The 13,595-nt window shown below is 67.9% G+C and carries 10 protein-coding genes and 1 tRNA gene; 9 read left to right on the top strand and 2 right to left on the bottom strand.

The window, feature by feature from the left end:
- Window positions 1-56 precede the first annotated feature (56 nt).
- The 8 genes from ACGFIF_RS05370 to ACGFIF_RS05405 all read left to right on the top strand — a co-directional run bounded on the left by ACGFIF_RS05370 (window position 57) and on the right by ACGFIF_RS05405 (window position 10,643).
- Window positions 57-131 (top strand) — tRNA-Ser (locus tag ACGFIF_RS05370).
- 27 nt (window positions 132-158) lie between these two features.
- Window positions 159-2,474, top strand: a complete 2,316-nt coding sequence (locus tag ACGFIF_RS05375) for a hypothetical protein (RefSeq protein WP_393151697.1) — start codon at window positions 159-161, stop codon at window positions 2,472-2,474.
- 294 nt (window positions 2,475-2,768) lie between these two features.
- Entirely contained in the window at window positions 2,769-4,208 is a 1,440-nt protein-coding gene (locus ACGFIF_RS05380; RefSeq protein WP_393151699.1) for a pyridoxal phosphate-dependent decarboxylase family protein, read from the top strand.
- A 118-nt stretch (window positions 4,209-4,326) separates the two neighbouring features.
- A complete protein-coding gene (locus tag ACGFIF_RS05385) occupies window positions 4,327-5,964 on the top strand; it encodes an IucA/IucC family protein (RefSeq protein ID WP_393151701.1) in 1,638 nt (545 codons plus the stop codon).
- A 10-nt stretch (window positions 5,965-5,974) separates the two neighbouring features.
- Entirely contained in the window at window positions 5,975-6,499 is a 525-nt protein-coding gene (locus ACGFIF_RS05390; protein WP_393151703.1) for a GNAT family N-acetyltransferase, read from the top strand.
- A 1-nt stretch (window position 6,500) separates the two neighbouring features.
- Window positions 6,501-7,793: a lysine N(6)-hydroxylase/L-ornithine N(5)-oxygenase family protein gene (locus tag ACGFIF_RS05395; RefSeq protein WP_393151705.1), complete on the top strand. Its 1,293-nt coding sequence runs from the start codon at window positions 6,501-6,503 to the stop codon at window positions 7,791-7,793.
- Window positions 7,790-9,538, top strand: coding sequence for an IucA/IucC family protein (locus ACGFIF_RS05400; protein WP_393151707.1), 1,749 nt, complete (start codon window positions 7,790-7,792; stop codon window positions 9,536-9,538). The genes ACGFIF_RS05395 and ACGFIF_RS05400 overlap by 4 nt, the downstream gene beginning before the upstream one ends.
- Window positions 9,539-9,611: 73 nt before the next feature.
- Complete coding sequence (locus ACGFIF_RS05405) at window positions 9,612-10,643, top strand: hypothetical protein (protein ID WP_393151709.1); 1,032 nt, start codon at window positions 9,612-9,614, stop codon at window positions 10,641-10,643.
- Here ACGFIF_RS05405 and ACGFIF_RS05410 read toward each other — a convergent pair.
- A complete protein-coding gene (locus tag ACGFIF_RS05410; RefSeq protein ID WP_393151711.1) occupies window positions 10,627-12,030 on the bottom strand; it encodes an amidase in 1,404 nt (467 codons plus the stop codon). The genes ACGFIF_RS05405 and ACGFIF_RS05410 overlap by 17 nt on opposite strands.
- A 77-nt stretch (window positions 12,031-12,107) precedes the next feature.
- Window positions 12,108-12,263, bottom strand: a complete 156-nt coding sequence (locus tag ACGFIF_RS05415; protein WP_158290890.1) for a hypothetical protein — start codon at window positions 12,261-12,263, stop codon at window positions 12,108-12,110.
- A gap of 364 nt (window positions 12,264-12,627) precedes the next feature.
- On the opposite strand from ACGFIF_RS05415, the gene ACGFIF_RS05420 reads away from it, so the two are divergent.
- Window positions 12,628-13,593, top strand: coding sequence for a hypothetical protein (locus ACGFIF_RS05420; RefSeq protein ID WP_393151713.1), 966 nt, complete (start codon window positions 12,628-12,630; stop codon window positions 13,591-13,593).
- Window positions 13,594-13,595: the final 2 nt, after the last annotated feature.

The raw sequence follows: 13,595 nt of genomic DNA on the forward strand, positions 1-13,595 counted from the left end.
GCGATGCAGCCTGGCTAGGCTGTGGCGTATTACAGGGCGCATTACGTGGCGCATCACATGGAGTAGATCAGGGGTAGATCACCCGGCTGCTTACCGGGAGGGCGCAGGTTCGAGTCCTGCCTCCATGTCCAAGTCTGGTCGAGTGAACGGGGTGTCTTGTGCCGGACGAGACAGAGCTGACGGCGTCTCCCGCCTACGCGGTGGGGCAGTTGCGGCGCGCCCTCGAGCGAGCGCTCGCCGCTGACGATGCCGGCGTACGTCGACGGGCTGCCGGCCGGGTGGAGATGTGGCGTGCCGTGCTCGACGGTGTTGCGACCGGACGGTTGGCGATCGGCTCGCGTACGCCGGTGGCGGACACGCCGGCGTGGGTGACCCTGGAGGTCGCGCACGGCGGGTTCGCGACTGGGCGGTATCTGGCCGAGTCAGCGCTGCGTGACGACGAGCTTGAGCGGCTTCGGTCGGTTCCTGCCGATGCGCCGGGTGCCTCGGATCGTGAGCGCCTCAACTTGTGGTACCTCGGCGATGATGGGCTGGCCGAGCTGCTCGACGCCTTGCGCACTGGCCGGTACCGGATCGACGTGCCCGAGGAAGCGGCGTTGCTGGTGGTCGCATGGTTGCTCGACCATGGACGTGACGCGGCGGCTCTTGACCTGGTTGCCGAGCTGCGTCCACTGATGCACCGGCTGCGCTTCACGCCGCGCTTCGAGGCGACGCAGGTGCCGTCCGGTGCGGTGGTCCGGCTGCAGCCGGTCGGTGAGGTCCGAGACTCGTTGCGACAGGCAACCGTCAGGCCGACGATCGCTGCGATGCTGGAGACGTTGCGGGTCTGGAACCCGTTGTACGACAGGCTTGTGGAGCTTTGGTGCGAGACCGTCGAGGGTGAGCTGCCCTCGTTGGCCGGCTCTGCTGAGGTTGTGGGTGGATGGCCGTGCCGGGTGTGGCCTGCGGACTGGTCGGAGCGACGCCGGCAGTGGCTCGACGACTATCGGGCGGCGGTCGAGAGCCATCGCCACTCGGATGCGCATCAGCACTCGAAGAGCAACTTCGCCCGGCTCCGGTCGGCCCTCGAGCGTTGCCCCGAGGACAGCGCGGCGCTCACTGGTCGCGACGTCGGTTGGATCCGCCGGTCACTGGCCAACACGATCAGCGCACACGGTGCACCGCGATCCGAACCCCGCGCCGCCTTGCGCGCTACTCAGGCAGTCGTCGCTGCCCGTCCGACGTACGCCGCGCTCGCCCGGGTGCTGAGCGCCCGGATGGACCGCTATCCCGCTGACGGCGGGCTGCCGTCGCTCGATCCGATCGCGGCCGACGTCACCGAGGAGGAAGCATCGGTCGCGTCCCCGGGGCATCCGATTCCGCCTCACCTGGTGGCGAAAGCGGCGCGCGCTCTGGAGGCGCCGGTCGGTGAGTTGGTGGATCGCGGTGTGATCCCGTCCGGTGAGGTGCTGGCGCGAGTCCTGCCACAGATCACGTCGCAGTTGACCGCCGCGAACATCGATGACAGCTCGCTGGCATCGGCGTACGCACGGACGTACGCCGCGTTCCGGCGCCGCCGCAGCCTCTTGCTGCTCAACCTGGAGCACCAGGTCCGGTTCGACGAGTTGCCGTGGATCGCCGCGGTCGCGCCGTTCCGCGCACGACGTGAGCAGGCGGCTCGGGCCGCCGATCAGTCGCTCCGGGAGACGACTGTCCTCGCCCTCGGTGCGTTCCCCCAGACGATCCTGCCGAACCCGCTGTTGCGGGAACTGAGCGCCCTCACGAACCAGGCGGGCCTTCGGCTGCCGCTGGTCGAGGAGGTCGCGGCGGACATCTTCATGGGGACGTTCACGACGAAGTGGCGGGACGCCGCGACGGTCGCCAGCCGGGTCCTCAGCGGCACCCTGTACGGCCGGTATTACGACCTTCCCGAGGACTGGCCGGTGGTCGAGGTGACCTGGAAGCGCTGGCGCAAGTCCACCGCCGAGGACTTCGCCCAGTTGTGCGTCCGCCGTTCTCAGGAGGCCCGGACCGGGGACGCCAAGGGCTACGTCGCGAGCAATGGCGTCGTACTGGAACAGAGCCAGATCCTCACCACTCAGAATCTCGCGGTCCTGGTCGAGGCGCTGGAGCTGACCGACTGGGCTCGCGATGTCGGTGCCGACCTCGCGGACCGTTCCTTTGCCTGGCTGGTCCGTCGGATGGCACAGCCGGCGCCCACCTGGGTGAACGGCTTGCAGACGATCAAGAACGCGGCCTACGCCTGGCGGCAGGCGATCTTCTTCTTGAGCTTCTGCGACCAGGTCGCCCAGCGGGAGTCGATGGCACGGCTCCGCGATCGAGCGGCCGTTCTCGGACCGCGCTTCGCACCAGCCGTCGACGGTCTGGAGGCGGTCATCGACGGCAGTCGCTTCGACGGCTCCGGCCGGATATCTTCCGGCGGACGACGGTTGCTCGGCTGGTCAGTCGGCCCGCATTGGGCCCAGCGCGACTGAGTTTGCGGGTGGGAACTTACGGGTGGTTCGGGAGGGGCGGGAGATCGGCCACGTGAACCTCACCACATTCGGGCTGCCCTGGAGGACGCCGATCCTTGATTCCCCTGGCAGAGGTGGAATTCCAGTTGCTGGACCGCCACGCACCGGAGTTGACACGGTACTGCGCTCCCGGACTAAGTTAGGCGTGCCTTACTAAGGTTTACCTAACAACTTCTTCGGGAGATCTGGATGTCGCAACCCGCGCGTCTGACTGCGCTGCCCGCCCCGGCACGCAGCCCGTTCACCTCGTGGCCGATGGCCTCGACCGTATCCGACCCCAGCCGCGGCCCGCTGCCGGCCGGGACGCCCGCCGAGGTACTGCGGCGGACCGCCGACGTGCTGGGGGAACCGCGGATCCCCTCGACCGGCGTCGGCGAATCGGCCGCACTGGACCTGATAGCGGGGCTGCTGGGGGAGAACGGGATCGATCTGAGCCACCCGCACGCGGCGGCGCATCTGCAACCGCCGGTCCTTCAGGTGGCGGTGGACGCGGATGCGCTGGCGTCGGCGAGCAACGCGTCGATGGACACCTACGACTCAGGCCCGGCGACGCTGGCGATCGAGCAGTGGGTCGTGAAGGCCCTGGCCGGGCTGGCCGGGTTCGGTCCCGAGGCGGACGGCGTACTCACACCCGGCGGTTCGATCTCGAACCTGCTCGCCGTCCTGATCGCCCGGGACAGCGCGGCCGCCGCCATCGGTGTCGACGTCCGGCGCAACGGCCTGCAGGGACTCGATCACCCGGTCGTGTTCTGCTCCGAGCTGGCCCATTTCTCCGTCCAGCGAGCCTGTGCCGCCCTCGGGCTCGGGGAGGAGGCAGCGGTCACGATCGCCTCCGACGAGAACTTCCGGATGCGCACCGACGTCCTGGCCGACGAGCTCGCCAAGCCGGGCCGGACCCCGGTCGCGGTGGTCGCGACGGCCGGTACGACGGACTACGGATCGGTCGACCCGATCGCGCCGATCGCCGCGCTGGCCCGGCAGTACGGCGCCTGGGTGCACGTGGACGCGGCGTACGGGTTCGGTGCGCTGTTCTCCGACCAGCTCGCGCCGCTGCTGGCCGACCTGTCACATGCCGACTCGGTCACGCTGGACCTGCACAAGATCGGCTGGCAGCCGGCCGCGACCAGCGTGCTGCTGGTGGCGGACAAGCGCCGCTTCGCCTCCTTTGGCCGCTCGGTCGACTACCTCAACCCGGCCGACGACATCGACTCCGGCCTGGATGGACTGCTCGGCCGGAGCCTGCAGACTACCCGCCGCCCGGACGCGGTGAAAGTCGCCACCACCTTGACGGCATACGGCCGGGCCGGACTGGGCAAGATGCTCGACACCTGCCACGAGCTCGCGCACGCCGCCGCGGCCAGAGTCGTTGCCGACAGCAACCTCGAGTTGCTGGCGCCGGTGACCCTGACCACGGTGTTGTTCCGGGTCGCCGGGCAGGGCCTGGAGCCGGCCGACGTCACTGATGGTTGGTTGGACGCCGTCCAGGGTGAGGTCCGGCGCCGGTTGCTGACGTCCGGACGGGTGCTGATCGGCCGGACCAAGCTCCCGGCCCGCGGCGGCCGCCCGGCAGCGGTCGCGTTGAAGCTGACGCTGCTGAACCCGAACGCCACCGCATCGGACATCGAGGACCTGCTCGACCAGGTCGTGGCCACCGGCCTCGACGTCCAGGCAGAGAGCGGCGAAGGAGCGGCGTGACTGTACTTTCGGCCGGGCCTCCGGCGCCGGCGTGGTCATGGGGCTTGATCTCCCGGCCTTCCCTCGTCGCTCCAGTCGCTGCGCTCCCTGCGCTCCTCAGTCCAGGCCGGGAGGCCCCATGACCTCTACAGCAGTTGCTGCCCACCTCAACGCGATCCTGCGGTGCTACACGCGGGAGAGGTCGATCCCCGTCTCGGTCGGACCTCTGACCTTCCCGGTCGGCGGCTCGACGGTGGCTGCCAGGGTCGAGCACGCGTCCCGGACCGGCTTGCACCAGTTCACCGACGTACTCGTGGACGGCGAGCCGCTGGCGCCGGAGGACTTGGTCAGGCTGTTGTCGACCGACGCGGAACCCGCTGAGGTTGAGGATCTTGCCGCCCGGACGGCAGAGTCGGTGCGCAACGTCGAGCTGTTCGTTGCCGGTGCGGACGGCGGGCGTGGTCCGGGGCGCTTCCTGGAGGTCGAGCAAGCACTGCTGTTCGGTCATCTGAACCATCCGGCGCCGAAGAGTCGCGACGGACTGAGCGGTGACGAGCTGGCGGCGTACTCGCCGGAGCTCGGTGGCCGCTTCGCGGTGCACTGGTTCGAGGCCGACGCGGAGCTGGTGTCGTCGGACCAGGTGGCCGGCGCGCCCTCACTGCAGGGACTGGACGCCCTGCAGCTGATGGGCGCGCTGGCCGGCATTACTCCGTCAGCCGGCCGAGTGCTGATCCCGGTACACCCGTGGCAGGCCGCTGCGGTGGCCCAGCGCCCGCGGGTGGCCGAGCTGATCTCTGCTGGTCGGGTCAAGGCGCTCGGCCCGCAGGGAGCACAGTGGTACCCGACCTCGAGTCTCCGGACCGTGTACCACCCGGACCTGCCGGTGATGCTCAAGCTGTCGCTCGGCCTGCGCATCACGAACTCCCGCCGCGAGTCGACGCCGACCGAGCTGCGCCGCGGTCTGGAGATCAACAGGCTGCTGGATGCTGCGTACAACGCCGGTACGGCGACCGCACACCCGCGGTTCACCATCGTCCGTGATCCGGCGTGGGTGGCCCTTGACGAGGGTGGTCCGACGCTGACCGGCCTGGACGTCGCCGTACGAGAGGTGCCGGCCGACGTCAACAGCTACGCGTGTCTGGCCGGTCTGGTCGCGCCACGGCCTGGCGGGGTCAGCCGGTTGAGTGAGTACGCCGCTGAGGACCCGGCCGCGTGGGTGGCGACGTACATCGACAACGTGTTGGTGCCGATGCTTCACCTGTACGCCGAGACGGGCATCGGACTGGAAGCACACCAGCAGAACACGCTGGTGCGGCTGGACGGTGCTGGGCGGATCAAGGGTGGGGCTTACCGCGACAACCAGGGGTACTACCTGGCGTCGTCGTACCTGCGTGGGCTGCTGGCTGTGACGGGTCTGCGGGACTCGACGCTGGCTGTGGTCGATGATGCGATTGTCGACGATCGACTGACCTACTACTTGCTGCACAACCAGGCTCTGGCCGTTGTGGGGTGCCTGGCTTATGACGGGCTTGCGGACGAGGACTCGTTGCTGGGTGTGGTGCGGGACCGGCTGACGTTGGCGCTGCCGTTGCTGAAGTCTGCTGGGCCCGACGGCGACCGGCTGGCTCGGCGGTGGCTGGACGCGGACACCCTGCCGTGCAAGGCGAACATGCTGACGCGGCTCCGCGGGATCGACGAGGTGGTGGCGCCGCTGGACGCGCAGTCGGTCTACTTGGACATCCCCAACCCACTCCGGCTCGGTGACCGTGCAGTGTGAGGTGGAGCCGATGTTGCATCTGGACAACGGCTTCGACCTGCGACCTGCCCGCGTTGAAGACGCCGCGACGATCGCGTTGTGGATGGCGCAGCCGCACATCCAGCGCTGGTGGCATCAGGACTGGTCGGTCGAGCGGTGGGTGGAGGAGCTCAGCACGCAGTCGGCGGGGGAGCACTCGATCCCGTGCGTGGTCGCGGTCGATTCGGAGGACTTCGGGTACGTCGAGCTCTACCGGGTGCGGCACGACCGGCTGGCCGAGTACTACGCGAGTGACGAGCACGACTGGGGAGTGCACGTCGCCATCGGCGAGGTCACCCGGGACGGCCGAGGGCTCGGACGCCGCCTGCTGCGGGCGCTCAGCGATGCCCTGCTGGGAGCCGACCCGGACTGCCGCCGGGTCGTGGCCGAGCCCGACATCGACAACACGCAGTCCGTCCGCGCGTTCGCCGCGGCCGGCTTCGTCAGGCAAGGAGAGCTACAGCTCCCCGACAAGACCGCACTACTGATGGTCCGCACCCGGACAGTGGAGGCATGACATGAGCACCGCCCCTTATGACGTGATCGCGATCGGCTGCGGGCCGTTCAACCTCGGACTGGCCGCGCTGGCCGACGGCGTGGACGACGTACGCATCGCGGTGCTGGACAGCCGTCCGGAGTTCACCTGGCATCGCGGCCTGATGTTCGACGACGCGATGCTGCAGGTGTCGTTCCTGGCCGACCTGGTCAGTCTGGTCGAGCCGGCGCACAAGCTGTCGTTCTTGTCGTACCTGCGTGACAACGACCGGCTGTACCAGTTCTACGTACGGGAGAAGTTCCACCCGACCCGGCGTGAGTACGAGGCCTATTTGCGCTGGTGTGCGGCGCAGCTGGACTCGTTGCACTTCGGTCACCACGTCAGGGACGTGTCCTGGGACGGCTCGGTGTTCGAGCTGACCGTGGAGCGGGGTGAGGCCATTGAGACCTTTGCAGCACGCCATCTGGTCGTTGGCGTCGGCACCGAGCCCGCCGTACCGGCTGCACTCGCCGGACTGCCGGAGGAGCGTTTCCTGCACTCTGCCGACTACCTGTTCCGGCGGGACGACCTCCTGCGCGCAGGACGAGTGACTGTCGTCGGCTCGGGTCAGTCGGGTGCGGAGTGCGCACTCGACCTGCTGCGCGCCAACGCCGAAGGTGGACCTGCTGTGTCCTGGCTGACGCGTACGCCGTCGTTCGCGCCGCTGGACTACTCGAAGCTGGTGCTGGAGATGACGACGCCGTCGTACGTCGACTACTTCCACGCACTGGACGAGTCGGCGCGGGATAAGCTGGTCAAGGAGCAGTGGCGGCATTACAAGGGCATCTCGTCGGACACGTTGGACGACATCCACGACGTGCTCTACCAGCGTGACCTCGGTGCCGCTTCAGTCGCGCCGGTGGAGCTGCAGTGCGGTGTGGCCGTGGTGTCTGCTGTGGCTCGTGCGGACGGCATCGAGCTGACGCTGCACCACGCGGACAGCGGCAAGAACTTCCAGCACTTCTGCGACGCGGTGGTAGCGGCCACTGGCTACCGCAACCGTCCACTGCCCTTCCTGACCGCGCTGGAGGATCGCGTACGACGAGACGCCGCCGGCCGCTGGGTGATCAACCGGGACCACAGTGTCGAGACCGACGACACCCTGACCGGCAGGCTGTTCGTCTCGAACGCAGACCTGCATAGTCATGGTGTCGCGGCACCGGACCTCGGGATCGGGGCCATCCGCAACGCCACGATCCTGAACGCGGTCGCCGGCCGCGAGGTGTTCCGCCTGCCCAAGTCCACCGCGTTCACGAGCTTCGCCATCCCCGGATGAGTGACTGGACTCGTTGCTCGTCAGAGCTGCTGGCGAAGCTGATCTCCCAGTTCTGCACGGAGAACCTCCTGCAGCCGGTCGACAACCGTCTCGACCTCGGCGACGTCTCCTACACGTTTGAAGCAACCCGTGGTGCTTTTGGCAGTTGGCGGGTGGCTCCGGACTCGGTACGCCGTACGACTGCCGGGATCCTCGGCAACGACGAGAGCGAGGTCGCGACCGACCCGATCCAGTTCTTCGTCGAGGCGGCCGAGGTACTAGGGCTGGACGGGTCGACGGTGGCCGGGTACGTCGCCGAACTGACGAGCACGCTGGCGGCCGACGTACGGATGGCTTCAACTGCAGTGGCGGCTTCAGAGCTGCTGGACCTGCACCACAGTCGGCTGGAAGGGCATCTGACCGGGCATCCGTTGCTGGTGGCCAACAAAGGGCGGCTGGGGTTCTCGGCCGAGGACAGCTTGCGCTATGCGCCAGAGGCTCGTACCCCGCTGCGTCTGGTGTGGCTCGCCGTACGACGAGGGCTCGCAGAGTTCCGCGGCACCCCAGACCTATCGGAACACGCGGTCATCGCCCGCGAACTCGCCCCCGCAACCATCGAGGCCTTCCGCTCCCGGCTCGACGATCCCGACACCTACGTCTGGCTCCCATGCCACCCCTGGCAACTCGACCACGTCATCCGCACCCACTGGGCCCGAGAGTTGGCCACGGGCGAAATCGTCGTACTGGGCGAGAGCCCCGATGACTACCTCCCCACCCAGTCCATCCGCACCATGGTCAACATCTCCGACCCCACGCGCCACCAAGCAAAACTCCCCCTGAAGATCCTGAACACCTCGGTCTATCGCGGCATCCCCGAGCACTGCACGCTGGCGGCGCCGATGATCACCCAGTGGCTGCGCGGACTCTGGCACCGCGACGAGGTGCTCAGCCGGCTCGGCACCGAACTGCTCGGTGAAGTCGCGTCCGTCACGGTTCGGCATCCGCAACTCTCCACCGCTCCCGGCGTCCCGTATCAGTGGACCGAAACGCTCGGCTGCATCTGGCGCGACCCGCTCGACCCGCGCCTCCTCCCGAACGAGTCCGCTTGGGCTCTGGCCGCCGTACTGCACACCACCCCCGACGGCCCGCTCGTCCAGACCCTCATCGAGAAGTCCGGCGCCACACCTCGCGAGTGGGTCTCACACCTGCTGTCCGCTCTACTCCGCCCGCTCCTGCACCTGATGCACCACTACGGCATCACGGTCAACCCCCACGGCGAGAACCTAGCCGTCATCTGCGGCCCCGAAGGCCTCCCCGCCCGCATAGTCATCAAAGACCTCGTCGACGACATGAACATCTCCACCGACCCCATCCTTGCCCGAGGCCCCGAACCCGACTCCCACACCCGAGTCCTCCCCAGAAAACCCTGGCCCATCCTCCGCCAGTACCTGGTAGACGCCCTCCTCCTAGGAGTCCTGAACCCACTGTCCAACCTCCTGGAAGACTCCGACCTCCTCACCCCCGACGACTTCTGGGGCCTAACCCGAGGCGAGTTCGAGCTCTACGCCAACCAACACCCGGAGTACGCCGACCGCCTGGCATCCACCGCCTTCCTAGCCAAAACCTTCACCCGCTACCCCCTAAACACCTACCGCCTGACATTGGGCTACACCGACCTGGACACCCGCCCACCCATCCCTTCCACCGGCACCATCCCCAACCCGCTGCACACCGCCAAATCGACATCGCCGCAGACCCCCAAGTAGACCTCGACCGCCTGCTGTGCGTATGAGTCCGGTCATTCCTGGGTAGAACTCCAGTTCGCCGGGAGGGGGATCGATGACCAGTCTGTTGCTTCTCTCATCCAATCAGCGCAGGCAGTATGTCGAGGACATCCAAACCGCGCTGGCCGCGCCAGTTGGTGCGGTCGTCCAGTTCCGCTATCTCGAGAAGTTCGTCATGCCGGCCTTGCGGGGTACGGTGACGAATCAGCAGGCCGACGGCATGCCAGTTGTCGTCGGCTTTGCCAGTACCGACGGACCGTTCGTGTTGCCGATCCGCAGTGCCACCGTCGCGAAGGTCGAGCACATCGCAGACATGATCATCTTCAAGCTGCGGGTCGGCGGATACCCGGATCTGACGGAGTACCCGGAGTCGCTGCCCGGACTCGTCGCGAAGAGCCGGGACACGATCAACCAGTTGGCGGCGGACAAGAACGGCGGGTTCTATCCCGTCACGTCGACCGTCCCGCAGATTCCGGCGGGCGTCACCGACCACATTCCTGAGGGATGGCTCGCCGCGGCACGGCGGCTGGCCCTCCATCCCACGTTCGAGAAGTCGTACTTCCTGCGCGTCGCCCCGGTCGAGACCCGGCAAGGCAAGAAACTTCGCTTCGACAAGGACGGTCGGCTCGAGGTGGACGACGGTCAGCCACTGCGGATCGTTACGAACTTCTGGGGCGGCCAGTACGCGCCTGACGCGGATTTCAAGCTGACCTGTCCGCCTGACGGCACCAACCTACGGGCGGCGTCGCGCGAGGTCTACCACGTCGGACACAAGTACGACTCGGTCGAGTTCTGGCAGTTTCTGGCGGCGCAGAACTTCGACACCTTCGCACAGGTGACAATCAGCTTGGCAAGTGAGAAGGCGGCAGCGGAGACAGTGCCGGCTCATGTCGAGCTGCCCCTGGTCGTGAAGCGATCGCGGTCGAGGATGTTCTGGCGGTGGATCGCCGCAAGCGCGGGAGCGGTCCTGGTGGCGTTGCCGGCGATGGTCGGGGAGGCATCCCCGCTGGCCCTTCGAATAGTGGCTGCCCTGGCCGGCGCCGGCCTGCTGGCACTCAGCAGCGCCGTGCTCAGCTCACCGAAGTAGAGGTTGGGGGGCCGTGGCGCCAGAGTTGGAGGTCCTCGTCGATGACGATGGCGAGAGCGACTAGGTCGGCTTCGCGTTCGGGGAGGGTGGCCAGGGAGAGGCCGACGGGCAGGCCTCGGTCGTCGACGCCGGCTGGGACGCTCAGGGCGGGGAAGTCGGCGATGGACCACGGGACGGACAAGCGGATGCGGGGGCCTTTGGGGGGTCGGGAGTGGTCGATCAGCGGGGGAGCGGCGTCGATGGTGGGGTGGGCTATCGCGTCGAGTTGGTGCGACAGCATGAGTTGGCGCCAGTCGCGGGTCCAGTGGTCGCGGAGGCGGAGGGCCTCGTCGTAGCGCTGGCGGCTGATGCGTTCGCCTTTGCGGACGCGTTCGCGGACCTGCGGGGTGTAGAGGTGGCTGTGGAGGACGAGGGCGTCGTGGATCTGGTGGGCTTCGCTTTCGTTGATCGTGTCGAAGACGCCGGTGGACTTCTCCAGGACGACCTTGGCGTTCGGTGGGTTCTCGATCTCGACCAGTTCGGCGCCGCGGCTGACCAGAAGGTCGAGCGCTTCGCGGCAGACCACCGCGATGCGTTCGTCGACGTGTTCCCAGGACATCGCGATCGGCAGGCCGATGCGGGTCCCGGTGAGGTCGCGGGGCGGCTCGAGGGGGTACGCCGGGCACGGTTCGTCCAGCGTGGCCGGGTCGCGGGGGTCGTGGCCGGCCAGGACGCGCATCAGGATCGAGATGTCGAGCATCCGGCGGGCCATCGGTCCGGCGACGTCGAACGAGGGGCTCAGTGGGATGACGCCGTACCGGGAGATGCGGCCGCGGGCGCTGCGCAGGGTGGAGACGCCGCAGGCGGCGGCCGGGATGCGGAGCGAGCCGCCGGTGTCGGTCCCGGTGGCGATCGGGACCATCCGACCCGCGAGTGCGGCGGCCGATCCGCCGGACGATCCTCCTGGGGTACGACGGATGTCCCAAGGGTTGGCCGTCGGAGTGGACGCCGTACCGTAGGCGAACTCGTGGGTGGTGGTCTTGCCGAGCATCCCCGCACCGGCCGCCGCGAGCCGCTCCCACACGGCCGCGTCCTCGGCCGGGACGTAGGTGGCGAGGACCTGGCTGCCCGCGGTGGTGAGCACGCCCTTGGTGAGGAACACGTCCTTCACCGCGACCGGCACGCCGGCCAGCGGGCCGACCGGCTCACCTCCGGCGCGGGCCTGGTCGGCGCGGTCCGCGGCCTCGAGGGCGAGATCAGGAGTGCGGGTGACGAAGGCGCGGATCGCGGGTTCGGCCAGGTCGATCCGGCGCAGGCAGTCCTCGACGAGTTCGCGCGCGGAGAGTTTGCGTTGCCCCAGTAATTGGAGCACCTCGGTCAGGCTGAGATCCGCGGCGGAGTCACTCACGACTGTGAGCCTACGAAAAAATACCCGCCCGGGGAGTCCCGGGCGGGTGTCGAGCGGTGCCGCGGAAGCGGCGGTGATCAGCGTCCCATCGCGGTGGCAACGTTGTAGAGGCCGAAGCAGAAGACCATGACCACTCCGAAGAGCAGAATGAACAGAATCTGTTTCCAGAAGGAGATCAGGAGTATCGCACTGGCCAGCACGACGATGGTCGCGACGAATTCGTTGGGAGGCATGGCGTTTCCTCTTTTCCTTCGGTTCACTTCCCTTGGTTGCTTGTCTTTCGCCGCTCCTGGGTTAGAGTGAGTCGGCGGTCCGGTGTTACTGGTTACGCTTTCAGTGAACGCCACGACAATCGGTTGTCAATCCAGATAATTTGGCACCCACTTCTATGTCCGGACATGATTTTGGCAGTCGGGTCCGGGGTGGTGGGTGCAGCTTTGGCGGCGCCTGGCGGTACGCCGCGGCCTTTCGGCGTATCATTCCGCGCCAGTTGGCAATCCCGGGCTGCCAAATGGCAGCACCACCCGCAACACGCCGCCAAAACTCGTCGGGTTGGGAAGTTGCGATGACGAGGCAACGGTCGGTTAGCATGCTCGCGTGGTGATCAGCGCCGCCGGCCCGGCGGCTTCCGCGGTCGTCCCGCCGCCCCCCGTTCCAGCAACCGCAACCTCCCCGGCACCCCGGTTCTCGCTCGATGATTGCCGACGGCACGCTCCGGAGTTCGCCGGCCTGCTGGCCGATGCCGTGCGCCGGCACGGTGTCCCGCACCGTGCCCTGAGTGTCCGCACGCTGCTGCATCTGCCCCGGCTGGCCCGCCCGAACGGCACCGTCGGACGGAATCAGGTGATCGCCGAGCTGAATCGCAACGGCGGCCGGTTGGCACACGATCAGCGGAGTATCGAGAAACTCATTCCGCAGGACAAGTTCGACTTGGCCGACCTGCGTTTCGTGCGGCTCGGGAATGCCGATGCGGATCAGATCTTCAGCCGGCTGCATTACCTGCGCAGCGCCCGCGCCGGGTCGATGGTCTTCGCCCTGGTGGACCCGGTGAACAAGCTCCCGGTGACGCTGTGCAGCGTTTCGTCGCTGGAATGGCGGAAGGTCGGCCGGCAATTGCAGGCCCAGTTCGGGGTGCCGCTCGGCGCGGCCTGGGACGTGTCCCGGGTGTATTCGTTCGACGTGGCCCCGCCGAATGCGATCTCCTTTCTGCTGGCGAAAGTGCGGCAGGTGATCCGGCGCGAGATTCCTTCGGTTCAGGTGCTCACCACCGCCGTCGACCCGAATCTGGGATTCGTCGGCGCGAGCTACCGGGCGGCCAACTGGCAGCAATGGATGTCGATCGAGCCGCGGCCGTATCTGTACGTCGACGGCGTCTACGCCAGCCCGCGCCAGCTCCGGACCCGTTTCGGCGGCGCCAACCTGACCGAGTTGCGTGCGGCGTACCCGCACGGCCGGTTCGAGCAGAGCCGGGCCAAGCTGCTCGACTCCGTCATCTACTGTTGCCGGATCCGCGGCGAGACCGAGGCTGTCCCCCTGGTCGACCAGCGCCGCCTCCGCCGCTGAGC

The sequence above is a fragment of the Kribbella sp. NPDC049174 genome (assembly GCF_043197365.1).
GTDB lineage: Bacteria > Actinomycetota > Actinomycetes > Propionibacteriales > Kribbellaceae > Kribbella.